Below are 26986 nucleotides of genomic sequence, written 5' to 3' on the forward strand. Positions count from 1 at the left end.
TACAGGAGGCGGACATGAACGGTTTGCAGCACAAGCAGCGCCGCAAAGGCATGGGGCTCACATTGATATGCCTGGTGCTCATCGGCCTGGGCGTTGCGGTCCAGCGCGATATCATCGTGCTGGAGCGCTGGATACCCGCTCACTATCTCCCGTGGGCGCCACTGCAATTGGAGGACCCGCCCGGCATGGTGACCGGCTGGAAGCTCTCACGCTTGAACGAGAACCCGGCCGCCTGTCGCGCATTTCTCGCGCGGGAAGCCCCGCAACGGGTGACCTTCCTGCCGGACCGCCCCAGCAACAACGGCTGTGACCTCATCAATAGCGTACGCATGCATTCGGCGTCAGGCGCGAGTGGTGAGCAGGGTGTTCGCTTCAATCAGTCCTTCATTGCCAGCTGCCCGCTGGCGGTGAGCTGGCTGCGCTTCGAGCGTCATGGGCTCAGGTCAGCGGCGCAAAAGGTCATGGGGAGCGAGGTGACGCAAGTGTTCCATGTTGGCAGCTACGCCTGTCGCAACATCTACGGACGAGAGAACGCACGCCGCAGTGAACATGCCACTGCGGATGCGCTGGATGTCACAGGCTTCACGCTGGCGGACGGCCGTCAGGTTCGCCTGCCGCGCGACTGGACGGCGCCCGAGGATGAAGATGCCCCGGGCCGCTTCCTGCGTGCCGTGCAGGACGCTGCCTGTGAGAGTTTCGGTACCGTGCTGGGGCCGGATTACAACGCCGCCCATCGTGATCACTTCCACCTCGACACGCGGGGCTGGCGATTCTGTCGCTGAGCAATACTTAATGCTGCGTCGGGCAAGAGTGCGGCAATGCGGACATCCGCGCACGCTGTCAGTGGGGCATTATTGGCTCGGCGTGATAAAGGGGACTCATGTTTGCCACGCCTGTCATCATTTGTCGGTGTCTCTGTAGGAGACTCGCGCTTGCATGGGGGAATTACGCCTGATCACGGGCAGATTCCTCGCATTTATTTGTTTTCACTAATACCCTGCGGACAAGCATGCCTTCCATGGCATATCTCGCGATAAAGCCTCTTGTTCAATGACAGGGAGTCAAGAATGACAGGGATGACGAAGGCGTTATTGGCAGCTTCCATCACCTTCGTGATGGCCGGCTGTACCTCGGTGCAGGTTCAGCCTCTTGAGCGCATGTCCTATCTGGATACCGTGTGCATCGAGCGCAATGAAGCCGTGATCGTGCCCGGCTTCCTGAATGTGATTCAGCAGGGCTTCAGTCGCAATGGCTTGAATACGCGAGTCTATGACGCGCCGGTGCCCGGATATTGCGAAGTAGTTCTGAAATATACCGCGCTGCGCTCATGGGATTATGTGACATACCTTTCTCACGCAGAACTATGGCTAGACGATCCGTATGGCGATGAAATCGCCTATGCGCAGTATCATCTAATAGCAAAAGGGGGATTGGGGTTCTCTAAGTACGCCAGTGTCGAAACCAAGATGAACCCGGTCATTGATGACCTGCTCGTCAACTACTGACGTGTTTACCGTGATGGGCATCCAAGCCATTTTCTTGCACGCCTCACCAGAACGTCTTTTCTCGCCATGATGGCGCACTTGATAGCGGGGCCGGCGCTCTTGTCATGCGCTGGCCCAGCGGAGACTCTCGAGCCATCTGGTGTGCTGGAATCTCAGGGTGCCATGCCCATGCCTCGGCTGATCGTCGGAGCGCAGCGCTCGGGGTTGATGCTGACCACGCGTAGGCGATGCCCATCGGGGAGCACGCAATCGAGCACCTGCCAGGCACAGCCGGGGGCGCTGCTGCCGTGACTCTCGATCAGATGCGCTCCCTGGGCCTGCCATTGCTCGCGGAAGCGGGCAAAGTCCGTTTGCTCTATCTCAAGCGTCAGCTGGCGGCTGTCGGGTTGCTCGGCACTGCGCTGCAACAACAATACGCTGGTCTGCTTGTCTCGACGATGGTTCAGCTCCAGGGTCGCGCTGGTGGCATTGCGCAACAGGATGGGCAGGGCGAGTGTTTCGGTGAAGAAGCGGCAAGCGGCATCGAGGTCGCGCACTTCAAGGATGGCTGCGTGCAGGGAAAGGCGCTGAATCATGGCGAAGCCTCATGGCGTGAGGGGAAGAAGGGCTTGGGGGACTGGCTCCATTGCAGGAGCATGGAGACAGTGTCGTGTCCGTCCGGGCGAGGCGCACTTTGAATCTGATGATGGTGGTGATGGCTTTACGCTATCTGGGACCTTGTCGCGCTTGCGAAGGCCCGGGGGAAACGCTGTGGCAACTTGTCGCATTAGTGGTTTCACGAGTGTGAATGGTTAGCATCCCTGTCATCGACCCTGCTGCCTTTACCTTCTCTGCACGCCACGCTGGAGTGTTCATGTCGCCGCGCAAGCTGATCCTGATGGGACTCAGTGCTTTTGCCCTCGTCATTATCGCGTTGATCACGGGGCTTTCTGCCTCGCATCAACCGCGTGATGCGTGGCCGACGACGCTCGAGCTGCCTTCTACGCGGGGACTGCTGCACGCGGACACCCTGTCTCGGGGGGAAGCGGGCCATCTAAGCGTGCTGATTCCCGGATTTACGCATTGCCCGGACATCTGTCCGTTGTCGCTTGCCCGGTTGCAGATGGCCTGGCAGCGCCTTGACGAGACGTCACGCGCGCATCTGCATCCGATGTTCCTGACACTGGATCCGGCGCGCGATACCCTGCCCGTGCTATCACGTTATCTGTCTGCCTTCAGCCTGCCGGTGACCGGCCTTCGCCTCCCGTCACAGGACGACACGCGTCTGGAGGAATTCACCCAGCGCCTCGGCATCCAGTTTCAGCGGCGAGAACCCGAGCAGAGTCATCCCCCTGAACACGCGCAAGCGCAGGCGTCGGCCGGCGAGGCCGATTACATGATTGACCACAGCGTGGCGATCTTCGTGATCGATGAGCAGGGTCGGCTGCGTGACACCCTGCCGCTCAGTCAGACGCCTGCGCAGCTTGCCGACCGCCTGACGTTCCTGCTCCAGTCCGTGGCCGCAGCGCCGTCTTCTGCCGATGTTGCGACCGTCAACACGAGCGCAGATACGAACGCTGATGCTCCGGCCATGGGGGGCGCATGACAGAGACTTGTCCCTCGACTCGCCACGCCAGGCGTGAATCCGTCTCCTATCATCGCGCCTTGTCGCGACTGACTGCGGCCAATGGGCATGTCGTCTTCGTGATGTTGATCGCGTTGGCCGCCATGCTGGTCATGCCGCTGGCGGCCCCACGAGTGGTGATGGTCAACGACCATGCTGTCTTCGAGAGTGTCGGTACCGGGCGTTGGGTGACTGCCGATAGCGACTGGATAACGCGTGCCGCTCGTGAAAGCGGTTCGCAGGCGCAGATCACCCATAGTTCCGCTGCCTCAGATTGTCCGTTGGCCAGCATGGCGGCCTTTACGCTGGCATTGGTCGCCGTTGCCCTGTTGCTGGCGTTGGGGCGCTTGTCTCGCGACGCGGCCCCGCGTCCCTGCCTTGTCGCGTTTCGCGACATCAATGTCTATCTGCGTCCGCCCGGGCGCGCACCTCCCCACGATTCCCACGCGCCATGAATTGATGGGCTGCCTTGTGGCGGCTCTCCATAGTGTTCGGTGACCGCACGTTGACCGACGGACAAAGTATCCGTCGCGCGTCGTGGCACCTGTCGATGGGTAATCGAGATGAGTTCAACAACCAATACCGAGTCCGCGGGTCGCGCCGCTCGCGGTTTCAGCGATATCTACCGCGCTGTGTGGCGCTGGCATTTCTATGCCGGCCTGCTGGTGCTGCCTTTCCTGACCTTGCTGGCCGTCACCGGCGGTCTTTATCTGTTCCGTGAAGAGATTGACCACTTCGTGCATGCCGACCTGATGAAGGTCAACACGCCGGTGGTGCAACAGGCCAATGGCCAGGCACAGGCGAGTGTCCCGCTGAGCGAGCAGGTGCGTGCCGCCGCGCAAAGTCTGCCCGGCAAGGCCGTGCGTGTCGTGCCGCCTGCGGCCAGTGACTTGACCACGGAAGTCGATATCGTGGCAGCCGATGGCAGTGGCAAGCAGGCGGTCTACGTCAATCCCTACAGCGGTGAAGTGCAGGGGCAGATGGCCTACCGTGACAGCATCATGTGGACGGTGCGCAATCTGCACAGCCTCGCCATCACCGGCCCCATCGGCAATGCCGCGATCGAGATCGCCGCCGGCTGGAGCATTCTGCTGGTACTCAGCGGCCTGTATCTGTGGTGGCCCCGGGGCCAGAAAGGTGGCGTCGTCACGCTGCGTACCACGCCTGCACGCCGTCTGTGGTGGCGCGACCTGCATGCCGTGTGCGGCATCTTCGCCGCTGGCTTCATCCTGTTTCTCGCCGTGACCGGTATGCCGTGGTCGATGGTGTGGGGTGCCAAGGTCAACGAGTTGGCCAACGGGCATAACTTCGGGTATCCCGATGGCGTGCGTGTGAACACGCCGATGTCTGATACACGCCTCGTGGATCAGGAAATGACTACCTGGTCATTGGAACAGGCTATTATCCCGTTATCTTCGTTACCGGCTGCCGCGATAGGCTCAGGCGTAGATGAGGGGGAGCATGCCGGGCATGGCGGTGGTAGCAATACTGGTGCCGAGCAGGCCTCCGGCGCCGCGGCCGTGCCGCTGAGCGCCGCCGCGATTGCCCATGCCGATATCGGCCTCGATCAGGCTGAGCGCATCTTCGCTCGAGAAGGCCTGGCGCCGGGCTATGCCATCAATCTGCCGAGCACGCCGCAGGGCGTCTACACCGGCTCCATCTATCCGGATGCGCTGGAGCGCCAGCAGGTGGTGCATGTGGATCGCTATTCCGGTGATGTGCTGCTGGACATGCATTACGCCGATTATGGCCCGCTGGGTCGAGCGCTGGAGTGGGGCATCAATGTTCACCTAGGGCAGCAGTACGGGCTGATCAACCAGCTGGTGCTGTTACTGGCCTGTATCGCGATGGTGATGATGAGCGTCGGTGCGGGCGTGATGTGGTGGAAGCGCCGTCCGGTGGGCGGTATCGGTATCCCGCCGCTGCCCAAGGAGCGCAAGCGAATCGCCGGTGTCTGGGGCTTGATGATGATCATCGGTGTCATCTTCCCGCTGGTCGGCCTCTCGCTGATCGTGATGGGGCTGCTGGACTGGCTGTGGATTCGCGCCACGCACAAGCGAGGGGATGACCTGCAGGAGGCCAGCGCATGACACTGCCTCTCGCCAATTTCCCGATTCGTGCGCGTCGTTTGTCATCGCCAGTGAGCGCATCGCGTGGTCGTCTGCCCTTGGCCATTGCTGCCGCGATCGCGGGTAGTGGCACGCTGCCGGTTTACGCCGATGCTGACACCACCAGCGTATTGCCGTTGATCAGTATCGAGGCGCAGGCGCCCATGGCCAGCCCCGTACACGCGGTAGATGAGGGGCACGCTAGGGGCAACATGGACCTCGGCGAACAGCTGCGCGAGGTCAATGGCGTCAGTGGTTCGCGCCTGGGTAGCCACGGTGTCTCGCCCATCTTTCGTGCTCAGGGCGGTGAACGCCTGATCCAGGAGGTGGATGGAGCCTCGCTGTATCCGGCCTGCCCGAGCGGCATGGACTCCACTCTCGGCTATGCCACCACCGGTAGCCAGTCGGACCTCACGCTCTACAAGGGCGCGCAGACCGTCAGCCGTGGCCCCAACTTTGCCGCGGGCAGTATAGAGGTGACGCGTCACACGCCAACGCGCAGTGATGATGGGGTGCATGGCACGCTGGGCGCTGGCTGGCGCAGCAATGATGATGCCACCAGCGAGACTCTGTCACTGACCGCCAAGCAGGGCGATGTCTGGGCTGCGCTGGACTTCGAGCATTCCGAGCGCAACAACTACGAGGATGGCAACGGTGATACCCAGCCCGGCGCCTATCGCAGCGACAACGGCAGTCTCCGAGTCGGCGCCTTTGCCAGCGAGGATGTCGCCATTGAGGCGGGCGTCGCCGTGGTGCGCATCGATGATGCGCTGTATCCGGCGATGGATGCACCACGCAGCGATATGGACCGCCAGTATCTCAAGCTGACCATCGACAACGTCGGACCGTTCTCGCACACCGAGACACAGGTCAACCATGCTCGCGTCGTGCACGACATGGATAACGTCACCCTGCGTGACTTTGATGACTCCTCGATGAGTATGGATATGGGCTCTGGCATGGATATGGGCTTTGGCATGGATATGAGCGACATGGCCATGTTCTCCAGCGCGACCACCGAGACCTGGTACGCCAGCACCCAAGGCGATATTTCGCTGACTGTTGGGGGCCATGACGCGATATTGACGCTGGGGGCCGATGCCGAACGGCTCGAGAGCAACACCCACTCCAGGATGGGCATGTCACTGGATAGCCTGTCGGATAGCCAGACCTGGCCGGATGTCGTGCGGACGCGCGGTGGGGTGTTCGCGGAACTGGATACCACCCTCGATGCCGACAATCGGCTGGTGACTGGCGCGCGTTATGACGTTTCCATCAGTGATGCGCGAGATGCCGATGAGGTAGTGGGCAGCAATGCCTCGGCCATCTCCGCCTGGCGTGCCCAGTACGGCGATGATGTAGAAGCCAAGCAGCGTGACGGGGAGTTCAGTGCGCTGGCGCGGCTGGAGCATCGCTTCAGTGAGGAGGTGAAAGGCTACGCAGCCCTCAGCCGCAGCGTACGTTTTCCTACCGCCACCGAGCGTTATTACAATCGCCAATCGGACAGCAATGTTTGGTTGGGCAATCCGGAGCTTGATCCCGAGGTCCATCAGCAGCTCGAGCTCGGGGTGGCGGTCAGGCAGGGCGCTTGGCGGTATTCGGCCGATACCTACTATAACCGGGTGCATGACTGGATCGAGCTGAGCGAAGGTGACTCACTGACTACCTACGACAATGTCGAAGCCGAGATCTACGGTCTCGAGCTTGAAGCCAGCTGGCAGCGAAGCGGCTGGCGACATTCTGCCGGCGTTGCCGCGACACATGGCACCAATCTGAGCGATGGCACGCCGCTGTCGCAGGTCGCCCCCTTCAATGGCTATCTGGCGACTCGTTATGATGCGGATCGCTGGTGGGCTGGTGCACGGCTGGATGCGGCCGCACGCCAGTCGCGCATTTCCGACAATGAAGAGGCGACGGCAGGCTTCGGTATCGTCGGGCTCGAGGGTGGCTACCGCGTCACGGATGCCATCGAGCTGAGTGCCGGCATCTCCAACCTGTTCGACAAGGCCTACGCCTACCACGTCAATCGTTTCTACGACGATCCGTTGCAGGGCGATGTACAGGTCACCGAGCCGGGGCGTATCTTCTGGACGCACGCCAGCTGGAGTTTCTGAGAACCATAACCCTTGCCTTGGTGCCTGACGGACCATCGCCGTGAGACGTGACAGGTACTGAAACGACAAGCCCGCCACCGGTTGCCAATCAATGGCCGGTGGCGGGCTTTTGCGTGTACGGCCCGTCAGCGAGAGCCAATCAGCGAGCGCCAGTCAGGCGCTTGGGTTGCTGTTGGGTAATGCAGTGGATGTTGCCACCCCCCAGCAGAATTTCACGAGCATTGACGCCAAGAATCTGCCGAGTCGGGAAGATGGCTTGCAGTTTCTCGCGCGCGACATCATCCAGCGCCGGGTCCAGCAATGGCATGACGATAGCCTCGTTGGCGATGTAGAAGTTCACGTAGGAACCTGCCATCCGATCGCCGGGGCGTCTCGGGTGTGAGCTACCCAGGCGGTCCAGACCATTGGCTTCATCTTCCTGGATATACAGAGGCCCGGGCTGTGGGAGTAGATGCACCTTGAAGGCACGCCCTCTGGCATCCACGGAGTTCTCGAGAACCTCAAGCGCCGCCTTGGAAATCGCATGCTGTGGGTCCTGGGGATCATCGCTCCAATTGAGGGCGACTTCTGCAGGCCCGACGAAGCAGCACAGGTTATCCACGTGGCCATCGGTCTCATCCAGATGGCAGCCATTGGGAAGCCAGATGATGGTGGTGACACCGAGATGGTCCTTGAGGATCTGCTCTATCTGCTCGCGACTCAGATCAGGGTTGCGATTGGCGTTGAGCAGGCACTCTTCGGTCGTGATCAGCGTCCCTTCGCCGTCGACATGAATGGCACCGCCTTCCAGCATGATCGAGGCATCAAAGCGCGGAACATCCAGAATCTGCGAGATCTTGGTGCGGATTCTACGGTCCTTGTCCCAGGGGAAATAGAGCCCTCCATTGAGGCCGCCCCAGGCATTGAACTCCCAGTCGATCATGGCAATACGGCCATCCGGATGAGTCAGGAAGGTCGGCCCGACATCGCGCATCCAGGCGTCGTTGCTGGATATCTCGACGACACGCACATGCGCGGGCAGTTCATTGCGTGCGTTTTCGTACTGCTCATCATTGACGCCGACGATGACGGTCTCGCTGCCGGCGATGGCTGTGGCGACATCCACGAAAGCCTGTTGGGCGGGCTTGGCACCATAGCGCCAGGTATCCGGCCGTTGCGGCCATAGCATCCAGCAGGCGTCATGCGCTGCATATTCGGCAGGCATGAAGAAGCCCTTGGCAGCAGGCGAACCCGGAGTGAAGGCATCAGAAGGAGAGGGCATGGGAGAAATCATGATGTTCGTCTCACAGGTAGCCGGCAGCAAGGAAGATGAGAGCGGAAATGAAGGCCGCGATCAGGACATACGGCAGTTGGGTCAAGGCGTGTGCCATCGGCGAGCAGCCACTGCCCTGTGCCGAGAGCACCGTGGAGTCGCCATAGAAGCAGGCGTGACTGCCGAAGGCACTGGCCGAGATCAACGCACCGACCACCAGTGGCATGTTGGCATCCATGCTCATGGCCAGCGGCAATACAATCGGCATCGCGACCGCGAAGAGGCCCCAGAAGGAGGCCGTCGCGAAGGCCAGCAAGGCCATGGTCAGGAAGATGACCATCGGCAGCAGACCCGGCGTCATGATCGGTTGCACGTGGGTAATGACGAAGGTAGTCAGGCCCAGGGTGTCGTTGACTTCCTTCAGGAAGAAGCCTGAGACCAGTGTACCCAGGGGCAGCAGCATTGACTTGAAGCCTTCCAGTGCCGTGTCGAAGGTGTCATTGAAGCTGAGAAGGCGCTGCGCAAGGATCATCACGAACAACACCAGCAATGCCACGATCACGCCACGCAGAATGTCAGTGTCGAAATACCAGGTAAAGAAGACCAGCGCGAACATCGGGATCAGGAAGTTGAGCAGATGTGGCGGTGTCTTGCCGCTATCTTCGACTTCCAGAGTGGTATCCGTAGTGTCATCCGGAATGGTCTTCCCGGTAGCGGCACGCATTTCGGCGGCTTTCATCGGGCCGAAATCGGGAATCCAGCCCATGGCGACCATCGGGACGATGGCGGCCGCTACCCAGGCATAGAACATGTACGGAATGGCTTCGATATACATGCTCACGCCATTGCCCGGGATGCCATTTTCTTCCAGCAGGCCCGAAAAGAAGACCGCCCAGGTCGAGAAGGGCACCAATACGCAGACGGGAGCTGCGGTGGAATCGACGATGTAGGCGAGCTTTTCGCGCGATATGTTGAATCCATCGGTAATCTTCTTCATCGAAGCACTGATGGTCAGCGCATTCAGATAATCGTCGACGAAGATCGCCAGACCCAGCAGCCAGGTGGCCAGCAAGCTCTGGTTTCTGCTGCGGATGCGGCTGCCAAGTGCCGCTCCGAAACTGAGTACACCGCCTGTCTTTACCAACAAGGCGATGAAGCTGCCAAATAGACCACATACGAGAATGATCCAGGTAACCGTATCATTGGCCAGCACGCTCAGCATGGTGTCTGCGCCGTCTGAGATGGCAGTGTAAGGATTGATCATCAGTAGGCCGACGATGGCGCCTGTCATGAGGGACTCGATTGTTCTGCGGGTAATGAGTGCCATGATGAGCACGACCGTGGTCGGTATCAGGCTCAAGTATCCAAAATTTTCCATGAGATGCCTTTGGTTCTGTCATTGTATTTTTTATATCGCCATGTCTCAGGCATGGCCGCTGGCGGGGAGAAAGCCTGGTCGCCAGCGGCAGTTCTGCAGGGGAGCGACTCTGCAGGGGAGCGACGCTATAGAGGAGCTACGGCGGCTCAGAGGAAACCGTCACGTGACAGGGATTCGGTCACGGCGGTGAAAGAGGCATCAAGAATGGCGACCACTTCATCGACGACGGCTTCATTCCAGATGAGCGTCGGAGAGATGATGTTCAAGTGGCCGACGGGGCGAATGATCAGGCCACGTTTCTGAGCTTCTGCAGCGACCCTATCCCCGACACGCGCTTCCAGTGGCAAGAGCTCACCGGTTGCCTTGTCTGCCACATTTTCCAAGCACATCATGAAGTTACTGCCACGAACGTCGCCAACGGTAGCGTGATGCTTCAGGGTTTTCAACTGCGCCTCAAGATAGGGGCCGACTCGCTGGATGTTTTCGCACAGCGCTTCTCTTTCCATGATCTCGATGTTCTTGAGCGCGGCGGCACAGCTGACCGGATGGCCTGAATAGGTAAACCCTGTGCTCAATACACCCCCTTTCCCCTGGGGTGTACTCAGCACCTCATAGAGGGAATCTGAAATCAGCGTTGCGCCAAGCGGCACATAGCCTGAGGAAAGTCCTTTGGCGCAGGTGATGATATCCGGACTGAGACCGAAGACCTTTTCACTGCTGAAGAAGTGGCCAAGACGTCCGAAGGCTGTCACGACTTCATCGACGATCAACAAGATATCGTGCTGGCGACAGAGGGCCTGCATGCGAGTGTGGTAACCCTCGGGAGCGACGAGAACACCGCCTGCGCCCATGATGGGTTCCATGATGAAGGCCGCGATATTGTCAGCGCCGAGCGTATCGATCCTGTCCGCGAATTCATTGATCAGCTGATCGCAATATTCCGCCTCGCTCATGCCCTGGGGGCGACGATAGCAATTGGCTTCACTGAGATAGCTGACATGTGAATCGAGCGTATCGAACATCCAGTTGTTGCTCTCGATGCCGGTCAGGGTCGCTGCCATGTAGGTCGTGCCGTGATAGGCATTTCTGCGCGAGATGATGGTCTTTTTCTGCGGCTTGCCGATACGGTTGAAGTAGTAATGTACCAGGCGAATGGCGACATCATTCGCGGTGGAACCACCGCAGGTATAGAAGACGTGATTGAGGTGTGCCGGTGCCAGGCTGGCAAGCTTGGCGGACAGCTCTGCTGCCGGGATATTGGTCAGATTGTTGAACGTCGAGAAGTACGTCATGCGCGTGGCCTGTTCCGCCATCGCGTCACCAATTTCCTTGCGACCATGCCCCACGTTCACGCACCACAGCCCCGCGATACCATCGATGAAGCGGTTGCCTTCGATATCTGAAACATAGATACCGTCGCTATCACTGATGATGTCGCAACCCTGCTCGTGGAAGGTCGAGAAGTCAGTGAAGGGGTGGATGAAGTGATTTCTGTCCTTCTCCCAGACAGCCTGAGCATCGCCGCTCAGGCCATGGGCGGAATGTTCGGATGGCGCATTGATCGATGAGGTGTGATCCAGAGTGTTGGTGGTCATCAGTGTTGTCTCTTGTTGTTGGTGATGGCGGAGAGCCAGTAATTGTCTCGGTCTGGTGTCATGCAGCGTGCCAAGCGCTCTTCACTGTCGCTTTCGCTGCAATCGTTCACTGGAGCCAGCGTATCCAGATCGGATAGCCGCCCGGTATATCCCAATGGGGGTATTCCGCTCCTGGTGCGTGAGTTTCTAAGGTGACGGTCTACTCGATGTGACGGCGGGGTGCTGATCGACAGATCGGTACACGCCCATCGACATACGGACACAAGAACAAGAGGACGTAATCATGCGGGCAGTTGCACAAGAGGTTCAGGCGCTCAGGATCGATCAGCAACGTCTCTGGGATAGCCTGATGGATATGGCGAAGATCGGGGCCACGGCCAAGGGCGGCTCCTGCCGTCTTGCGTTCAGCGAGGAGGATACCCAGGGACGCCGCCTGCTGATGCAGTGGTGCGAGGCACTTGGTTGTCAGATGCGCGTCGATGAGGTCGGAAATCTGTTCATTCGTCGTGAGGGCAGCGAGCCGTCGTTGGCCCCGGTCTCGACCGGCAGCCACCTGGACACTCAGCCCAAGGGCGGACGTTTTGATGGCATTCTCGGTGTGCTGGCGGGACTTGAGGTCTTTCGAGTGCTGGATGCGCAGGGCATTGTCACGCGCCGGCCGCTGGAATTGATCGTATGGGGCAATGAAGAAGGTAGCCGCTTCTCCCCGGCGATGGTGGCCTCCGGCACCTACGCGGGCGTCTTTGAGCCGACTTATACCCTGGCGCGTGAAGACAGCGAAGGCATTACCTATGGTGAAGCGCTGGCGAGCACCGGACTGCGCACGCCAGATTTCAAGACGGGTCCCAGGTTGGACAGTTATTTTGAGCTCCACATTGAACAGGGGCCAGTGCTGGAACAGGAAGGCAAGTCACTGGGGGTTGTCACCGGCGTTCAGGGAATTCGCTGGTTTGATGTCACGATTTCTGGTGTCGCGGCGCATGCAGGGCCGACGCCGATGCGTTACCGCCGCGATGCGATGATGGCGGCTGCGCGTTTGATGGATCAGATCCACCAGCATGTGCAATCAGACCCGACGGGGAATGCACGTGTCACGGTGGGCACCCTGAATATTCCCTCCGCCTCGCGCAACGTCATTCCGGGCGAGGTCAGCATGACGGTGGACCTGCGCCACGTGAAAGAAGCCGAGCTTGAGTCACTGGAAGCCACGTTCATGTCGATGCTTGAGAAGGTGTCGGAGGAATATGGTGTCAGTGTGACGCAGGAGCGCATCTGGAAGTCAGAAGTCGTCGACTTCGATGAAGCATGCATCGAGGTCGTCAGGCAGGCCGTCGCCAATCAGGATGCTCCCTCACGAGAGATGATGAGCGGTGCTGGCCATGACGCCGTCTATGTCTCGCGCGTGGCGCCGACGGCAATGATCTTCGTGCCGTGTCTCGATGGCATCAGCCACAACGAGGCGGAATATGCTTCACCTGAAGACTGTGCCCTCGGCTGCCAGGTACTGCTGGAATCCGTGTTGGCGCGCGCGGGTCGCTGATTTCTCCACCGTTGCCATCTCGTTCTCACGTCTTTTCCGCCGCAGTCATCTCCCGGAGCCATACCATGCCACTCACTCATACCCAATGGCAGCAACGTGCCAGCCAGCTGTCCTTTGAAACTCGCGCCTATCTCGATGGCGAGTTCACCCACGCCGCCAGTGGCAAGACCTTTCCCTCTCTCAATCCTGCGACGGGCGACACTCTGGCGCAGGTGGCCTGCTGCGAGGCGCCCGAGGCAGAACGTGCCGTGGCGTGTGCCAGAGCTGCCTTCGACAAGGGCGATTGGTCGCGGCTGGCACCGGCTGCCCGCAAGCGCACCTTGCTGCACCTGGCAGAACTCATCGCCGAGCACCAGCAGGAGCTCGCACTGCTCGATACACTCGACATGGGCAAGCCGATCACCAGTGCGCTGGGCGATGTGGCCTCTGCCATTGAATGTCTACGCTATACCGCTGAGTCCCTGGACAAGCTCTATGGTCAGGTCGCGCCGACCGGCGAAGAAGCACTGGGACTGATCGTGCGTGAACCCTTGGGCGTGGTTGTCTCCATCGTGCCCTGGAATTTCCCGTTGATGATGACGATCTGGAAGATTGCTCCAGCCCTGGCAACTGGCAACAGTGTCATTCTCAAACCCTCCGAGAAGTCATCGCTCTCGGCGCTGCGCCTGGCGCAACTGATCGCGACGACGGATATTCCCCGTGGCGTCTTCCAGGTACTGCCGGGATTCGGCGCAGATGTCGGCAAGACCCTGGCGCTTTCGATGCAGGTCGATGCCATTGCCTTTACTGGCTCGACTCAGGTGGGCAAGCTTCTGACGCAATATGCGGGTCAGTCGAATCTGAAGCGCACTTTCCTCGAGTGTGGTGGCAAGAGCCCGAATATCGTGTTCGAAGACTGTGCTGACATCCCGGGCGTCGCACGTCAGGCCGCTGCCGCCATCTTCCATAATCAAGGAGAGGTTTGCATCGCAGGTTCTCGCCTGTTGGTGCACAACCGTATTCGCGAGCCATTCGTTCGTGCGCTGTGTGAAGCTGCCAGGAGCATGCAGCCGGGGGACCCGTTGGACCCGCAAAGCTTCATGGGCGCCATCGTCGATCAGGAGCAATACGACAAGATTGCCAGCTACATCGCGCTCGGTGAGCAGCAAGGGGCAAGACGTGAGGCGATCATCACGGGTGACAATCGCCAGGTTGAGGGCTGTTTCATTGCACCGACCATCTTCACTGGCGTGACGCCCGACATGGCGATTGCCAACGAGGAGATCTTTGGCCCGGTTCTCGCCGTCATGGGGTTTGATGATGAGGAAGAAGCGATTGCGATCGCCAATGACTCTGACTATGGGCTGGCAGCAGGGCTCTGGAGTCAGGACGTCAACCGGGTGATTCGTGTCGCGCGCCGACTGCAGTCTGGGCAGGTCTATATCAACAACTGGGCAGGGCCGGACATGACGATGCCCTTTGGTGGTGTGAAGCAGTCCGGTAATGGCCGCGACAAGTCATTGCAGACACTCGGTGAATATACCGAGACGAAGTCCATCTGGTTGGCCATTACCTGAATGGTGGTGGCGGGAATGAGCCGTACTGGACGTTCTGACACGAACAAGCGTCTTGCAATGAAAGCGCCAGGCTCATGCCTGGCGCTTTCATTGGCGTTCGGGGCGTGATGGCTCCGGATGCGCCAGCGTTATACCTTCGTTGGCTATGCTAGGATGTCTCGATACGTCACCAAGGTCGGCTCATGATTCACAAAGAGTTGTTGTGTGCTCCAGAAATATCGAGCTGGCATTGCGTGCTGGCGAAGCTGATGACATCGGCATCTTCGGCGGAATTCCCTCGCTTGCTGCAGGACGTCTTCCACGACCTTCTGCCTTTTGACACGATACTGGTCAGCACCTACAAGCAAGGGTGCGCACCCATCCTGATCTACGACAATTATCCTCCTGAGCGTCGGCAGCAGGGGGTAGAGCGTTATATTGGCGATGCCTACATATTGGATCCCTTCTATACCTCGACCCAGCAAAGCTGTCGTCCCGGCGTCTACCGCCTGAGTGAGCTGGCGCCTGATTGCTTCGAAGACAGTGAGTACTACAAGCATTATTACGGCGCGTTGGGGCTCAAGGATGAAATTGGCATCTTCATACAACTGCCCGGCGACATCGTGATGGTATTTTCGCTGGGATTGCATGAGACCTCTCTGCCGCTGACTCGAAAATCACTGCTGGCGCTCAAGAACCTGCAACCGATCATCGAGCCCCTCGCGCGCGAGTATTGGAAGTGGCAGGGCGTCAGTTTCGTGGATCGCCTGGAGCATCATGAGCCGGTAGAGGCCGCCTTCGATAGCTTTGGTGATGGTCTTCTGACGCAGCGTGAGCAGGACATCGTCAAGTTGTTGCTGGCCGGACACTCCACCAAATCTGCCGCGCGTGAGCTCGATATCAGCGATGGCACCGTCAAGGTACATCGCAAGCATATCTATCAGCGCCTTGCCGTCTCGAGCCAGGCCCAGATGTTCCGCCTGTTTCTGGATCACGTCTCGCTCGTCTCTCGCCAGAGCGGGGCACTGAGCCAGGTCGGGCCTTGATAGGTGTCCTCGAGCGTCGGATTATCGCTACTCGATGGCTGAATGACGGCTACTCAACGACGAAAGGCTGCCCATGGGCAGCCTTTCGTGTATTCGAGAGCTTGAGAGAGGCGTCATCAGCTCAGACTGTATGACGCCCCGAGCCTTCAGGCGCGGCCGACATGCTCGCGAAGGTGCTCACGATAGGCTTGGGTATAAGCGGGGATGTCCGGATTCTTGATCACGTCATTGGCCAGATAGGTCGGCAGTCCCTCGAGACCGACAAATTCCATTGCCTTGTGCACCGGATAGTAGACAGCGTCGATACCCTTGCCTTCGAAGAAGTTGCCCGCTTCATCGAAGGCTTCGATGGGAGCATTCCAGGTCAGTGACAGCATGTATCGGCGCCCCTGCATCAAGCCACCCGTGCCGTAGCCCTGGGTCGGGGCGGTACGATGCCGGCCATCGCTGGCATATAAGGCGCCATGGCCTTCTGTCAGGATCTCATCGAGATACTGCTTCACGGTCCACGGCAGACCCATCCACCAACCTGGGGTCTGATAGATGATCAGGTCCGCCCATAGTTGCTTCTCGATTTCCGCCTTGGCCTCGAAACCTTCCTCGATGACGGTTTCACGCACTTCATGACCCAGCTCGGCCAGCTCACCGCGCGCCAGTTCATGCAGCGTCGCGTTCAGTTCGCCATTGGAATGGGCGAAGGCCTTGCCGCCGTTGATCAGTAGAATCTTCATGCCGGGTACTCCACAACTGTTGGCTTTTCAGCAATGGCGTACAGCATGAGTGTTCGCAAGTCATTGATAAAGCGGCGCTGGCGTAAAACACCTTTGCTGTGGATGCAACAATCCGATCAGATTGCGCGCGATATCTACGCATTTAATCCCTTCACGCTCTCTGCGGTATGAACGCCCAGGAAAGGGATTGTATTGCTGATGGTTGTGGCGGTCGAAATTACGCTCAGAGCATTCGGCCAAGCCTACTAACGCAACCGCTTCAATTCCTGCCAGTTGGTGGTGTAGCGGGCGCTGCGGTGGGCGCAGCGCAGTTGCCAGGCGGCGTCGGGGCGTGCGACGCCGAGGCGCACGGTGCCGCGGCCCATCTTCTGATTCATGGCGTCCAGTGTCGCCATCAATTGCTGGCTGCGTTCGCGCTTGGCGATGTCCTCTTCGCTTTCCAGCAGCGAGAGTTGCTCGCGTGGCTGGTCGATGAGTTCGAGCAGCATCACGCCAGCCTTCATGAAGCGATAGCCGCGCAGGTAGATATGCTCCAGCGCCTGTTGCGCGGCGGCGAGTATCTCGCGGCTGTCATTGGTGGGGGCGGGCAGCTCGACGATGGTGCTGGGTGAGTATTGCGGCAGGTCGGGTCGGTGGCGATTGCTCTTGAGGAAGACCAGCACGGCGCGTGTCAGGCTGCCTTGATGGCGCAGCTTCTCGGCGCCACGCTGGGCATGCTGGCGGATGGCATCCCTGAGTTCATTCAAGTCACCGGTCATGCGCCCGAAGGAGCGCGAGGTCATGATGCGCTGGCGAGCGTCATCGGCATCATTCATCTCGAAGCAGGGCGTGCCTTGCAGTTCGCGCGCGGTGCGTTCCAGTACCACGGAATAGCGCTGGCCGATGGCGCGCGGGTCGGCGCAGCGCAGGTCCCAGGCAGTGTGCAGGCCTTGCAGTGCCAGGCGTTCGACCAGACGTCGGCCCACGCCCCAGACATCGCCCAGTGGCGTATCGGCCAGCAGGCGCTGGGTGCCGACTTCATCGGGTTCCAGCACGCAGACACCGCCGAATTCCGGACGCTTCTTGGCAGCGCGATTGGCCAGCTTGGCCAGCGTTCGAGTTGGCGCGACCCCGACACATACGGGGATGCCGGTGAACTTGCGGACATTGCGGTGCAGGGTGCGGCTCAACGTCAGCATCGAGTTGCGATCAAAGCCATCGAAACGCACGAACATCTCATCGATGGAGTAGGGCTCGACCCCGGCACAATATTCCTCCAGCACCTCTCGCACGCGCGCCGACATGTCGCCATACAGCTCGTAATTGGAGGAGAGCAGGTGGATGCGCCCCTCACGGACGAGTGGCTGTAGCTGGAAGGCGGGGGTGCCCATCTCCACGCCCAGCGCCTTGAGTTCGTTGGAGCGCGCGATCACGCAGCCGTCATTGTTGGACATCACGCCGACAGGGCGGCCCTCCAGGCGCGGGTCGAACACTCGCTCGCAGCTGGCATAGAAGTTGTTGCAGTCCACCAGTCCGATCATTGGCGTCTTCATACCGCGTATTCGTGGATGACGGAACGCACCACCCCCCAGACCTGGCATTCGAGGTCGAAGATCGCGACCGGCGGATACAGCGCATTGCCGGAGCTCAGATAGGGGCGCTGACCGATCATCTCATAACGCTTGACCACCACCTCTCCCTCGACCAGTGCCACCACGATATGCCCGGGGCGGGCATCGATGGAGCGGTCTACCACCAGGGTGTCGCCCTCATAGATGCCGAAGCCTTCCATGCTGTCACCCGCCACCGTCATGAAGAAGGTCGCTGCCGGGCGCTTGATCAGCCGCTCGTTGAGGTCCAGCGTGCGCCCCGCGTAATCCTCCGCCGGCGAGGGGAAGCCGGAAATGCCAGCGCGCCCCGTGATGTGAGGGTGCGGCAGTGCACAGGGTTCCGGCGTTGGATGAGGGCGAGCCAGCGAGGCGTGGGACGGCTGAGCGGCAGATACGGTCATGGGTGGGGTCTCCTTTCGATACTGTATTCCTATACAGTATCGGCGCTGAGAAGCCCTCAGGCAACCGATAATCCCTGCGAGTGCTGCACATTCACGAGACGCAGATCAGATGAGGTGCACCTGTGTTCAATGGTGGACGACAGGTAAAGCTGCTAGCGGAAAAAATTTCCCGGTAGGACTCGCATTTGCGTTTGCCTGATATCCGCCTTACCTTCGTTATTCCTTATATAACAATATTAGAGGTGGAAAATGCGGCTTCCGATGTTGGCGGTGGGTTTGGCATGCGGTATGTGCAGTGCCGGTGCGCAAGCGGCGGACTATCAGGATGTTCAGGATGCCGTCGAGCAACAGCGAGCGCCTCTGCTGGAGACGCTGGAAACACTGGTCAACGTGGATTCGGGAACGGGCTACCGTGAAGGCTTGAATGACGTTGAGGCAATGCTGACCCAGCATCTAGAAGCGCTTGGCGCACAGGTGGAAACGCACCCTGCCAAGACCTATGGCGGCAATACGATTGTCGGTCGCCTGCAGGGGGATGGCAGTCGCAAGATCATGTTGATGATTCACTACGATACCGTCTTCGATGAAGGCGCCGCCACGGAGCGTGCCTTCCGTATCGAGGATGGGCGTGCCTATGGCCCGGGCGTGGGCGATGCCAAAGGTGGTGCAGCCGTTATTCTGCACAGTCTCGAGGCGCTGAAGTCGCTCGGGTTTGATGACTATGGCCAGGTGACGGTTGTCTTCAATCCTGATGAGGAGAAGGGCTCGCCGGGCTCGCATGACCTGATTCATGAGCTGTCGGCAGATCAGGATGCCGTGCTGGTATTCGAGCCTACCTTCGCTGACCCGGGAGTCGATGCCGTCACCGTCGTCACCAAGGGCATCAACTATGCGTTTCTCGAGGTGAAAGGCCGTGCCTCCCATGCCGGTGGCGCACCAGAGGAAGGGCGCAACGCCATCATGGAGTTGTCTCATCAGCTGCTGCAGTTGAATGAGCTTGATGATGCGGACAAGGAGACGACGCTCAACTGGACGATCGTCGAGGGCGGCGTCAAACGCAACGTGATTCCGGAGCATGCCAGGGCGGAGGGTGATATGCGCTACTTCGATAGCAGCGAGTATCAGCGTGTCCTGGAAGAAGCGCAGGCCATCACGAAGAACCGGTTGATCGATGATACCGAAGTGGAGTTTCACCTCGAGAAGGGGCGTCCGCCGCTGCCTGACAATCCGCAGAGTCAGCAGCTGGCCGAGCAGGCCCAGAAGATCTATCAGGAGTTGGGGCAGACACTGCAAGCGGTCGAGATCGGTGGCGGCACGGATGCGGCCTACGCCTATCATGCAGATTCCGATAAACCGGCAGTGCTCGAATCCCTGGGGCTCGTCGGCGGCGGCTACCACAGCGATCAGGAGTTCGTGCTGGTCGATAGCGTCGTACCACGCCTTTATCTGACGACACGCATGATCATGCAGTTGTCCGAGGAACAGTCGCAGGAGTGAAACCGGGGCTATAGCGGTAAATGATATGCCGTCATGATGGCAAGCCCGATAAAAAAGCCCGGCCTCCTGGAGGCCGGGCTTTTTGGATCTTCCCCAATGCTGTTCTGTCAGCCCGCCGGGCTCAGGATGCGGATATCGCCATCGGCGATCCAGTCACCGGCATTGTCGCGGAAGCGCTGCATATGTTCCGTCTCGCGGTGGGCCTGCAGGGCATCGTGGGATTCCCAGGCTTCTACCACGGTGATGGTGTCGGGGCGTGGATCGTTGTCCTTGTCGGCGGCGCGCTCGGAGTCCATGCACGGATGGTAGGCGTGGCAGCCATCTTCCTCGCGCACGGTGGGCGCGACGGCGCAGAGTTCATTGAAGACATCCTGAACGTGGCCTTCCTTGGCGGTAACGGTGGCGATTACCCAGATCATCTTGGCTCCTTGTGACGGTACTGACCGCCGATGTTGTCGGGATTCTCGTGATGAGATGTCCCGACTATGTGGAGGCGTTTCTGGCCACTGCAAGGGGCAGGGGCTGACTCTGACTGCCGGCATGATCCTGCATGATGAGCACACGAAAGCGCCGGACAGCAGGGCTGTCCGGCGCAGTTGTTATCAGACGCAGTTGTTATTAGATGATGATCCGCGGATCAGAACGGGAAGGCGATGGTTCAGGACGGGAAGGCGAACTGGGCGCCTTCACGCAGGCCGGCGGAAGGCCAGCGCTGGGTGATGGTCTTGCGGCGGGTGTAGAAGCGCACCGCATCCGGGCCGTAGGCGGACAGATCGCCGAACAGCGAGCGCTTCCAGCCGCCGAAGCTGTGATAGGCGACCGGTACCGGCAGCGGCACGTTGATGCCGACCATGCCGACCTGGATATGATCACTGAAGTAGCGGGCGGCTTCGCCATCCCGGGTATAGATGCAGGTGCCATTGCCGTATTCGTGATCATTGATCAGCTGCATGGCGGCTTCCATCGAATCGGCGCGCACGACCAGCAGCACCGGGCCGAAGATCTCTTCCTGGTAGCAGGTCATCTCCGGGGTGACGCCATCGATCAGTGTGCCGCCGACGAAGAAGCCGTTCTCGCCGCCTTCGACCTGCGGATTGCGGCCATCGACCACCACCGTCGCGCCTTGCTGCTCGGCGCTGTCGATGTAGCCGACCACCTTGTCGCGATGGGTTGCGGTGATCAGCGGGCCGAAATCATTGCCCTTGTCGCTGTAGATGCCGACCTTGAGGCCTTCCATCTGCTGCTTCATCTGCGCGATCAGCTTGTCGGCGGCGTCATCGCCCACGGCCACTGCGACGGACAGTGCCATGCAGCGCTCACCGGAGGAGCCGAAGGCGGCGCCATTCAATGAATTGGCCACGTATTCCATGTCGGCGTCTGGCATCACGATGGCGTGGTTCTTGGCGCCACCGAGGGCCTGACAGCGCTTGCCGTTGGCCGCGGCGCGGCTGTAGATGTATTCAGCGATCGGGGTGGAGCCGACGAAGCTGACCGCCTGGATGCGCGGGTCGTCCAGCAGTGTATCGACGGCTTCCTTGTCGCCATTGACGACATTCATGACGCCGGCCGGCAGACCGGCCTCCATCAGCAGCTCGGCGATGAACAGCGTGGAGGTCGGGTCGCGCTCGGAGGGCTTGAGGACGAAGGTGTTGCCGCAGGCGATCGCCATCGGGTACATCCACAGCGGCACCATGGCCGGGAAGTTGAACGGCGTGATGCCGGCAACCACGCCCAGCGGCTGGAACTCGCTCCAGGAATCGATACCCGGGCCGGTATTGCGGCTATGCTCGCCCTTAAGCAGTTCCGGGGCGCTGCAGGCATATTCGACATTCTCGATGCCGCGCTGCAATTCGCCCAGCGCATCGTGACAGATCTTGCCGTGCTCCTGACCGATCAGGCGAGCGATCTCGTCGGCGTGTTCTTCCAGCAGCTGCTTGAAGCGGAACATCACTCGGGCGCGCTTGATCGGCGGCGTATTGCGCCATTCCGGGAAGGCCGCCTCGGCAGCCGCGATGGCTTCCTCGACCGTCGCCTTGCTGGCCAGGCGCACCTGACCGCCGACTTCGCCGGTGGAGGGATTGAAGATGTCCTGGGTACGGCCTTCGCTGTGATCGATGTTGCCGTTGATGAGGTGTCCGAGCGTCTTCATTGGGTGGGTCTCCCTGAGATGACTTGTGAAATGAATGGCGATGAATGAAGTAGTGTTGATCGTCAGTTCTGAATGTTGATGGTCAGTCTTGAACGTCGACCGTCAGCCTTGAGCGTCGAGCGTCAGTCCTGGGCGGCGAAGGCATCGCCGAGGGCATTGATCAGACGGTCCAGCTCATCGTGTTCGGTGATGAACGGCAGACCCAGCTGGATGGTGTCGCCGCCGTAACGGACATAGAAACCGGCCTTCCAGCAGTGCATGGCAATCTCATACGGGCGCCGCGCCGGCTCGCCGGGATAGGCCTCGACCTGCAGGGCGCCGGCCAGGCCGTAGTTGCGGATGTCCGTGATGTAGCGGGTGCCCTTGAGCTCGTGCAGCTTCTTCTCGAAGACCGGACTCAGCTCGCGGACGCGCGGGATGAGCTGGTCATTCTCGAGCACATCGAGAGATGCCAGCGCCGCGGCACACGCCACCGGGTGGCCGGAATAGGTGTAGCCGTGGGGAATCTCCATCATGTAATCGGGGCCGCCGTTGTCCATGAAGGTCTGGTAGATGTCGCCCTTGACGACCACGGCACCCATCGGCACGGCGCCATTGGTGATCTGCTTGGCGACGTTGAGGATATCCGGCGTGACCCCGAATTCCTCGGCGCCGCTCATTGCGCCCATGCGTCCGAAGCCGGTGATGACCTCATCGAAGATCAACAGGATGTCGTGCTGGTCGCATATCTCGCGCAGGCGCTTGAGGTAGCCCACTGGCGGCGGCAGCACGCCGGCCGAGCCTGCCATCGGCTCGACGATGACGGCGGCGATGTTGGAGGCATCATGCAGCGCGATCAGCTCCAGCAGCTCATCGGCGCGCTCGGCGCCGGTCCTGGGCATGCCGGGGGTGAAGGCATTCTCCTTGAGCAGGGTATGCGGCAGGTGATCGGCATCGACTCCCTGACCGTAGAGCGTGCGATTGGCGCCGATGCCACCGACGCTGAAGCCGCCGAAGTTGACGCCGTGATAGCCCTTGCTGCGTCCGATCAGCTTGGTCTTGGTCGGCTTGCCTTTCTTGCGCCAGTAGGCACGCGCGATCTTCAGAGAGGTGTCGGCACTCTCGGAGCCGGAACCGGTGAAGAAGACGTGATCCAGCCCCTCGGGCATCAGCGTCTTGATGCGGTGCGCCAGCTCGAAGGCCTTGGGATGGCCGTACTGGAAGGCGGGCGCGTAATCCAGCTCGCGCAGCTGCGCGCTGACCGCTTCGGCAATCTCCGGACGGCAATGGCCGGCACCGCAGGTCCAGAGGCCCGACAGGCCATCGAAGATCTGACGGCCCCGGGAGTCCGTGAAGTAGGCCCCCTGCGCCTTGGTGATGATGCGCGGGTCCTGCTTGAACTGCCGATTGGCCGTGTAGGGCATCCAGTAGGCATCGAGCTGCTCCTGGCTCAACCCTGCCTGAGCGGAAGGGGATGTATCGAAGGCGGTCATGATGTCTCCCACAGAGTGTGTTGTTGTTGGTTCTCGGCTCCTGTCGACTAGATTAGGAAGTCCTTTTGGTAAGATAAATGTCATTGTCTTTATCTTCAGGAAAGCATTTACTTAACTTTCTATGTTGTGGAATTCAGGAGGGCAGACCATGCGCAAGGACGGCATGAGGGGGCAGCTTGGCGATGCCGATCTGCGTCTGCTGCGCATCTTTCGCAAGGTGGTGGAGTGCGGCGGTTTCTCGGCGGCCGAGATCGAGCTCAATATCAGTCGCTCCGCCATCAGCATGGCGATGAGTGACCTGGAGGCGCGGTTGGGCCTCAAGCTCTGTCAGCGCGGGCGCAGTGGTTTCGCGCTCACCAATGAGGGAAGAGACGTGCATGAAGCTGCGATGCAGATGCTGGCGGCGGCAGAGGGCTTTCGCACCCGCATCAATGGTCTGCATGCCTGGCTCAAGGGCGAGCTGAACATCGGCATCACCGACAATCTGGTCACCATGCCCGAGATGCACATCACGGATGCGCTGAGTGCGCTGAAGGGCCACGGCCCGGAGGTGATGATCAACATCCGCATGATTCCCCCCAACGAGATCGAGCGTGCCGTGCTGGATGGCCGCCTGCATACCGGGGTGATCCCGACGCTCAAGACGCTGCCGGGGCTCGAGTATCGCTCGCTCTATGAGGAAACCTCCTGCCTTTACTGCGCGCGGGGCCACGCGCTGTTTCGCGAGCCCCGCGCGGGCGATACCCTTGCGCGGGGGCGTCCGGTGGGTGAGGAAGAGATTCGCCAGCATGATGCGGTGCTACCGGCCTACGCGCAGACGCCTGCGATCAAGGCGCTGCATGAACCGCTCAAAGCCGCCGCTTCCGCGACTGACCGCGAGGGCATCGCCTTTCTGGTGCTTTCCGGGCGCTATCTCGGCTATCTGCCCACCCACTATGCCGAGCGCTGGGTGCGCGATGGCCAGATGCAGGCGCTCAGTCCGGTGGCCAATTCCTATGTCACTTATTACAGCGCCATCACGCGCAAGAGTCGCCCACCCAATCTGGTGCTGGAACGTTATCTGACGGAGCTGGACGCCCTGCGCCAGGCGAAACCGGCCCGAAGAGCGCAGGCGGCGAGGGAGAGCAAGCCATGAACAAGCCCAGGCGTGCCGGGGTCAGGGAAGTCGCCCAGCTGGCGGGGGTGTCGGTCGCGACGGTCTCACGGGTACTCAACAATCCCGAAAAGGTGATGAAGAAGACGGCCGACAAGGTGCTGGCGGCGGCCGACGCCCTCGATTTCCTGCCCAATAATGCCGCGCGTGTGCTGTCTCAGCATCAGTCGCGCACTCTGGGAATCGTGATCCCGACCTTCGAGAACCCGATCTACGCCAAGTTCATCGATGCATTGGAAGGCGCGCTGGCGCGGGCGCACTACAGCCTGCTGGTGACGACCACTCAGAAAGGGCGGGTGACGGAATTCGACAAGGTACGCGAGCTGGTCAACATGGGGGTGGACGCCGTGATTCTGCCCGGTGGCAGTCATGCCGCCGAGACACTGGACTACCTGTCACGCTTCTCGGTGCCGGTGGTCTTCAACAGCATCTACCTGCCGGACTCGCCGTTGATCACGGTGGGCTATGACAACTATGGCCTGGCCAAGGCGCTGGCGGAGTATCTGATCTCCTTGGGGCATCAGCGTATCGTGATCCTCTCCGAACCGTTGGCTCACAACGACCGCGCGCGCCTGCGCTACGACGGCGCCGTTGCCGCATTGCAGGCGTTGGAGGCCGCCCGCACCGATCGCGAACATGATCAGTTCGTCGATATCACCACCGCCGGGGCGAGTGCCGCGATAGGCGAGCTTCATTGTGAGACTGGGGGCGCGCTCGATGGCGAAGGGCAAGGCGGCCTGCGGGATGGCATCACCGCCGTGATGTGCCTCAATGATGTACTGGCCAGTGGTGCCATGCTGGCACTGCAGCGGCGGGGAATTCGTGTGCCGCAACAGGTCTCGGTGGTGGGATTCGATGACCTGGAAATGGCGGAGTTTTTCAATCCACCGCTGACGACGGTAGACCTGCCGGTGGAGGAGATGGGCGAAGTGATCGCCCAGGCGTTGATCCGCCATCTCGAGGACGACGCGCCCTTGACGTCACGCTTGCTGGACGCGTCGCTAGCGATTCGCGGCAGTGCAGGCCCGGCGCCCAGTCCGGACTGAGCACCTGCTCGCGGGGTCTGATTCTCGGGGCCTGATTCTCGGGGCCTGACTCACACTGCCTGGCTCACAGCGTCTTGTAGTCGACCCAGCCCGGACCGTAGATCGGCTGCAACCAGGCGCGATGCAGGGAGTTGTCCAGCGACTCGGCCTGAAAGCGCACGTACTTCCAGTCGCCGTCCAGCTCCAGCTCCCACTCTGCAGCAGCGGTGGGGGCCGTGATCTCGATCAGCTGCGGCGCACCTGTCTCGCCCGCACCTGTGGGGGCCACGCCTCGCTGCACCATCGCCTTCCACTTCACCTTGTTCTGTGCGCTGACGCGCAAGGTGTAGCGCCCCTGCTGTTCAGACATTGCCAGTGGCGTATCAGCCAGCATCACCCCAGTGCTGGCATAGAAGCGGTTGCGCTTCACGTTGCGCAGGATATCGGCCTCGTTGAGCGCCGCGGCCACCATGATGAAGCCGAGGGGGGCATAGTTCTCGTAGATGTACTGTTCACGATAGAACTCGTCATTGCCGGCAAAGCCGGCACAACGCACCCCCTCGCAGAGCAGATCATCCCAGCAGGGCTCTGCCATGTGTGGCGCGTAGGACTTCGCCCCCATGTGTTCTTCCAAGATGGAAAGGCCGTTGTAGACCTCCATGCCCATGATGTTCATCTCCGCGAGGCGGACACACGGGTTGAGGAGTGTCTTCTTGATCTGTGTCCATTCGCCGCCTTCGCGCGGGCGGGTGGTCTCGAAGAAGTTGGGGTGGGCGCAGATCGACAGGCCGCCGACCTTGCCCATGCTCAGTACATGCAGATATTTCGAATGCTCGCCGGCGAAATAGCCGTCGAGATAGCCGCCATCGTCGATAGTGTCGTTCTGGATCTCGCGTCCGGGAATCACCACGAAGTCATCACGCTGCTCGCCGCGTGAGAACAGCTCGATATTGTTGAGGTAGGGGTGAACCGAGGTGCACACGAAATCGAAGTGGAAGGGAGCGGCCTGTGAGCGCCGGATCACTTCGTCATGATCCTCGCCATGAATCCGGTCCATCGAAATGCTTTCATCGAGCGCTTCGCAGGTGTGTACATGGATATTCCCCTTGAGCCAGCGCGTGCCGGGCTGAGGCTCTGACTCGCTCAGTGGGGCGTAGGGGTTATTGACACGATGGGCGGCTGGCATGGCGGCGCTGCGGGAAGTCTGTGCTGCTCGGGTCATGTGTGGCGTCCTAGTGATGACAGCGGGCCGAAATAACAGCTCTGCTGATCAGTCAGCAAATGAAGGGATCA

General features: G+C 60.4%; 23 protein-coding genes. 12 read left to right on the top strand and 11 right to left on the bottom strand.

All coding sequences use genetic code 11. From position 1 onward, the window contains the following. The first annotated feature begins 14 nt into the window (after positions 1 to 14). On the top strand, positions 15 to 782 hold the full coding sequence (locus tag AC5WNJ_RS06970; RefSeq protein ID WP_495930809.1) for an extensin-like domain-containing protein: 768 nt from the start codon (positions 15 to 17) through the stop codon (positions 780 to 782). A gap of 285 nt (positions 783 to 1067) precedes the next feature. Beyond that, the gene (locus AC5WNJ_RS06975; RefSeq protein WP_176676892.1) at positions 1068 to 1505 is read left to right on the top strand and encodes an Sbal_3080 family lipoprotein; all 438 of its coding nucleotides are present in this window, start codon (positions 1068 to 1070) and stop codon (positions 1503 to 1505) included. Positions 1506 to 1657: 152 nt separating this feature from the next. Here AC5WNJ_RS06975 and AC5WNJ_RS06980 read toward each other — a convergent pair whose 3' ends face one another. Further along, complete coding sequence (locus AC5WNJ_RS06980; RefSeq protein ID WP_495930810.1) at positions 1658 to 2080, bottom strand: VOC family protein; 423 nt, start codon at positions 2078 to 2080, stop codon at positions 1658 to 1660. 278 nt (positions 2081 to 2358) lie between these two features. Here AC5WNJ_RS06980 and AC5WNJ_RS06985 point away from each other — a divergent pair, with 278 nt between their 5' ends. From AC5WNJ_RS06985 to AC5WNJ_RS07000, 4 genes are all read left to right on the top strand, one after another. After that, positions 2359 to 3090, top strand: coding sequence for an SCO family protein (locus tag AC5WNJ_RS06985; RefSeq protein WP_495930811.1), 732 nt, complete (start codon positions 2359 to 2361; stop codon positions 3088 to 3090). Further along, a complete protein-coding gene (locus tag AC5WNJ_RS06990; protein WP_495930812.1) occupies positions 3087 to 3563 on the top strand; it encodes a hypothetical protein in 477 nt (158 codons plus the stop codon). Before AC5WNJ_RS06985 ends, AC5WNJ_RS06990 begins: the two co-directional genes overlap by 4 nt. A 108-nt stretch (positions 3564 to 3671) precedes the next feature. Further along, positions 3672 to 5198, top strand: coding sequence for a PepSY-associated TM helix domain-containing protein (locus AC5WNJ_RS06995; RefSeq protein ID WP_495930813.1), 1527 nt, complete (start codon positions 3672 to 3674; stop codon positions 5196 to 5198). Next, a complete protein-coding gene (locus AC5WNJ_RS07000; RefSeq protein ID WP_495930814.1) occupies positions 5195 to 7330 on the top strand; it encodes a TonB-dependent receptor domain-containing protein in 2136 nt (711 codons plus the stop codon). Before AC5WNJ_RS06995 ends, AC5WNJ_RS07000 begins: the two co-directional genes overlap by 4 nt. A 139-nt stretch (positions 7331 to 7469) precedes the next feature. Here AC5WNJ_RS07000 and aguA read toward each other — a convergent pair whose 3' ends face one another. The 3 genes from aguA to AC5WNJ_RS07015 form a co-directional block, all read right to left on the bottom strand. Next, positions 7470 to 8591, bottom strand: coding sequence for an agmatine deiminase (gene aguA / locus AC5WNJ_RS07005; RefSeq protein WP_495930815.1), 1122 nt, complete (start codon positions 8589 to 8591; stop codon positions 7470 to 7472). A 22-nt stretch (positions 8592 to 8613) separates the two neighbouring features. Further along, positions 8614 to 9873, bottom strand: a complete 1260-nt coding sequence (locus tag AC5WNJ_RS07010) for a Na+/H+ antiporter NhaC family protein (protein ID WP_495930816.1) — start codon at positions 9871 to 9873, stop codon at positions 8614 to 8616. A 233-nt stretch (positions 9874 to 10106) separates the two neighbouring features. Further along, positions 10107 to 11555 carry an aminotransferase gene (locus tag AC5WNJ_RS07015; RefSeq protein ID WP_495930817.1) on the bottom strand — a complete coding sequence of 483 codons (1449 nt, stop codon included), beginning with the start codon at positions 11553 to 11555 and terminating at the stop codon, positions 10107 to 10109. 283 nt (positions 11556 to 11838) lie between these two features. Between AC5WNJ_RS07015 and AC5WNJ_RS07020 the strand changes: the two genes are divergently transcribed. From AC5WNJ_RS07020 to AC5WNJ_RS07030, 3 genes are all read left to right on the top strand, one after another. Further along, complete coding sequence (locus AC5WNJ_RS07020) at positions 11839 to 13095, top strand: Zn-dependent hydrolase (RefSeq protein ID WP_495930818.1); 1257 nt, start codon at positions 11839 to 11841, stop codon at positions 13093 to 13095. A 65-nt stretch (positions 13096 to 13160) separates the two neighbouring features. Next, entirely contained in the window at positions 13161 to 14651 is a 1491-nt protein-coding gene (locus AC5WNJ_RS07025) for an aldehyde dehydrogenase (protein ID WP_495930819.1), read from the top strand. Between the two features lie 248 nt (positions 14652 to 14899). Further along, positions 14900 to 15676: a response regulator transcription factor gene (locus tag AC5WNJ_RS07030; protein ID WP_495930820.1), complete on the top strand. Its 777-nt coding sequence runs from the start codon at positions 14900 to 14902 to the stop codon at positions 15674 to 15676. A 146-nt stretch (positions 15677 to 15822) separates the two neighbouring features. Here the strand turns inward: AC5WNJ_RS07030 and AC5WNJ_RS07035 are convergent, their stop codons facing one another. The 3 genes from AC5WNJ_RS07035 to AC5WNJ_RS07045 all read right to left on the bottom strand — a co-directional run bounded on the left by AC5WNJ_RS07035 (position 15823) and on the right by AC5WNJ_RS07045 (position 18397). Next, complete coding sequence (locus AC5WNJ_RS07035; protein WP_495930821.1) at positions 15823 to 16407, bottom strand: NAD(P)H-dependent oxidoreductase; 585 nt, start codon at positions 16405 to 16407, stop codon at positions 15823 to 15825. A 245-nt stretch (positions 16408 to 16652) separates the two neighbouring features. Then, a complete protein-coding gene (locus tag AC5WNJ_RS07040) occupies positions 16653 to 17927 on the bottom strand; it encodes a Y-family DNA polymerase (protein ID WP_495931029.1) in 1275 nt (424 codons plus the stop codon). Positions 17928 to 17935: 8 nt separating this feature from the next. Further along, positions 17936 to 18397, bottom strand: coding sequence for a LexA family protein (locus AC5WNJ_RS07045; protein WP_495930822.1), 462 nt, complete (start codon positions 18395 to 18397; stop codon positions 17936 to 17938). A 288-nt stretch (positions 18398 to 18685) separates the two neighbouring features. On the opposite strand from AC5WNJ_RS07045, the gene AC5WNJ_RS07050 reads away from it, so the two are divergent. Continuing rightward, positions 18686 to 19894 carry a glutamate carboxypeptidase gene (locus AC5WNJ_RS07050; protein ID WP_495930823.1) on the top strand — a complete coding sequence of 403 codons (1209 nt, stop codon included), beginning with the start codon at positions 18686 to 18688 and terminating at the stop codon, positions 19892 to 19894. A gap of 107 nt (positions 19895 to 20001) precedes the next feature. On the opposite strand, the gene AC5WNJ_RS07055 is transcribed toward AC5WNJ_RS07050, so the two are convergent. From AC5WNJ_RS07055 to aptA, 3 genes are all read right to left on the bottom strand, one after another. Beyond that, positions 20002 to 20313, bottom strand: a complete 312-nt coding sequence (locus AC5WNJ_RS07055) for a putative quinol monooxygenase (protein WP_495930824.1) — start codon at positions 20311 to 20313, stop codon at positions 20002 to 20004. Between the two features lie 239 nt (positions 20314 to 20552). Then, a complete protein-coding gene (locus AC5WNJ_RS07060) occupies positions 20553 to 22043 on the bottom strand; it encodes a CoA-acylating methylmalonate-semialdehyde dehydrogenase (protein WP_495930825.1) in 1491 nt (496 codons plus the stop codon). A 122-nt stretch (positions 22044 to 22165) separates the two neighbouring features. Beyond that, positions 22166 to 23515 carry an omega-aminotransferase AptA gene (aptA, locus tag AC5WNJ_RS07065; RefSeq protein WP_495930826.1) on the bottom strand — a complete coding sequence of 450 codons (1350 nt, stop codon included), beginning with the start codon at positions 23513 to 23515 and terminating at the stop codon, positions 22166 to 22168. Positions 23516 to 23663: 148 nt separating this feature from the next. Between aptA and AC5WNJ_RS07070 the strand changes: the two genes are divergently transcribed. Next, positions 23664 to 24650, top strand: coding sequence for a LysR family transcriptional regulator (locus AC5WNJ_RS07070; protein ID WP_495930827.1), 987 nt, complete (start codon positions 23664 to 23666; stop codon positions 24648 to 24650). Beyond that, on the top strand, positions 24647 to 25714 hold the full coding sequence (locus tag AC5WNJ_RS07075; protein WP_495930828.1) for a LacI family DNA-binding transcriptional regulator: 1068 nt from the start codon (positions 24647 to 24649) through the stop codon (positions 25712 to 25714). Before AC5WNJ_RS07070 ends, AC5WNJ_RS07075 begins: the two co-directional genes overlap by 4 nt. A 64-nt stretch (positions 25715 to 25778) precedes the next feature. On the opposite strand, the gene AC5WNJ_RS07080 is transcribed toward AC5WNJ_RS07075, so the two are convergent. Further along, the gene (locus AC5WNJ_RS07080) at positions 25779 to 26915 is read right to left on the bottom strand and encodes a hypothetical protein (RefSeq protein ID WP_495930829.1); all 1137 of its coding nucleotides are present in this window, start codon (positions 26913 to 26915) and stop codon (positions 25779 to 25781) included. Positions 26916 to 26986: the final 71 nt, after the last annotated feature.

This window comes from Cobetia sp. PDI-23MA (assembly GCF_059507735.1).

Excerpts from the sequence above, each read along its gene's own strand:
- AC5WNJ_RS06985 (WP_495930811.1), top strand. The coding sequence starts at position 2,359 with ATGTCGCCGCGCAAGCTGATCCTGATGGGACTCAGTGCTTTTGCCCTC.
- aguA (WP_495930815.1), bottom strand. The coding sequence starts at position 8,591 with ATGCCCTCTCCTTCTGATGCCTTCACTCCGGGTTCGCCTGCTGCCAAG.
- AC5WNJ_RS06975 (WP_176676892.1), top strand. The coding sequence starts at position 1,068 with ATGACAGGGATGACGAAGGCGTTATTGGCAGCTTCCATCACCTTCGTG.
- AC5WNJ_RS07080 (WP_495930829.1), bottom strand. The coding sequence starts at position 26,915 with ATGACCCGAGCAGCACAGACTTCCCGCAGCGCCGCCATGCCAGCCGCC.
- AC5WNJ_RS07060 (WP_495930825.1), bottom strand. The coding sequence starts at position 22,043 with ATGAAGACGCTCGGACACCTCATCAACGGCAACATCGATCACAGCGAA.
- AC5WNJ_RS07075 (WP_495930828.1), top strand. The coding sequence starts at position 24,647 with ATGAACAAGCCCAGGCGTGCCGGGGTCAGGGAAGTCGCCCAGCTGGCG.
- AC5WNJ_RS07015 (WP_495930817.1), bottom strand. The coding sequence starts at position 11,555 with ATGACCACCAACACTCTGGATCACACCTCATCGATCAATGCGCCATCC.
- AC5WNJ_RS07020 (WP_495930818.1), top strand. The coding sequence starts at position 11,839 with ATGCGGGCAGTTGCACAAGAGGTTCAGGCGCTCAGGATCGATCAGCAA.
- AC5WNJ_RS07050 (WP_495930823.1), top strand. The coding sequence starts at position 18,686 with ATGTGCAGTGCCGGTGCGCAAGCGGCGGACTATCAGGATGTTCAGGAT.
- AC5WNJ_RS07070 (WP_495930827.1), top strand. The coding sequence starts at position 23,664 with ATGCGCAAGGACGGCATGAGGGGGCAGCTTGGCGATGCCGATCTGCGT.
- AC5WNJ_RS07025 (WP_495930819.1), top strand. The coding sequence starts at position 13,161 with ATGCCACTCACTCATACCCAATGGCAGCAACGTGCCAGCCAGCTGTCC.
- AC5WNJ_RS06990 (WP_495930812.1), top strand. The coding sequence starts at position 3,087 with ATGACAGAGACTTGTCCCTCGACTCGCCACGCCAGGCGTGAATCCGTC.
- AC5WNJ_RS07035 (WP_495930821.1), bottom strand. The coding sequence starts at position 16,407 with ATGAAGATTCTACTGATCAACGGCGGCAAGGCCTTCGCCCATTCCAAT.
- AC5WNJ_RS06980 (WP_495930810.1), bottom strand. The coding sequence starts at position 2,080 with ATGATTCAGCGCCTTTCCCTGCACGCAGCCATCCTTGAAGTGCGCGAC.
- AC5WNJ_RS07010 (WP_495930816.1), bottom strand. The coding sequence starts at position 9,873 with ATGACAGGCGCCATCGTCGGCCTACTGATGATCAATCCTTACACTGCC.
- AC5WNJ_RS07000 (WP_495930814.1), top strand. The coding sequence starts at position 5,195 with ATGACACTGCCTCTCGCCAATTTCCCGATTCGTGCGCGTCGTTTGTCA.
- AC5WNJ_RS07030 (WP_495930820.1), top strand. The coding sequence starts at position 14,900 with ATGACATCGGCATCTTCGGCGGAATTCCCTCGCTTGCTGCAGGACGTC.
- AC5WNJ_RS06970 (WP_495930809.1), top strand. The coding sequence starts at position 15 with ATGAACGGTTTGCAGCACAAGCAGCGCCGCAAAGGCATGGGGCTCACA.
- AC5WNJ_RS06995 (WP_495930813.1), top strand. The coding sequence starts at position 3,672 with ATGAGTTCAACAACCAATACCGAGTCCGCGGGTCGCGCCGCTCGCGGT.
- aptA (WP_495930826.1), bottom strand. The coding sequence starts at position 23,515 with ATGACCGCCTTCGATACATCCCCTTCCGCTCAGGCAGGGTTGAGCCAG.
- AC5WNJ_RS07045 (WP_495930822.1), bottom strand. The coding sequence starts at position 18,397 with ATGACCGTATCTGCCGCTCAGCCGTCCCACGCCTCGCTGGCTCGCCCT.
- AC5WNJ_RS07055 (WP_495930824.1), bottom strand. The coding sequence starts at position 20,313 with ATGATCTGGGTAATCGCCACCGTTACCGCCAAGGAAGGCCACGTTCAG.
- AC5WNJ_RS07040 (WP_495931029.1), bottom strand. The coding sequence starts at position 17,927 with ATGATCGGACTGGTGGACTGCAACAACTTCTATGCCAGCTGCGAGCGA.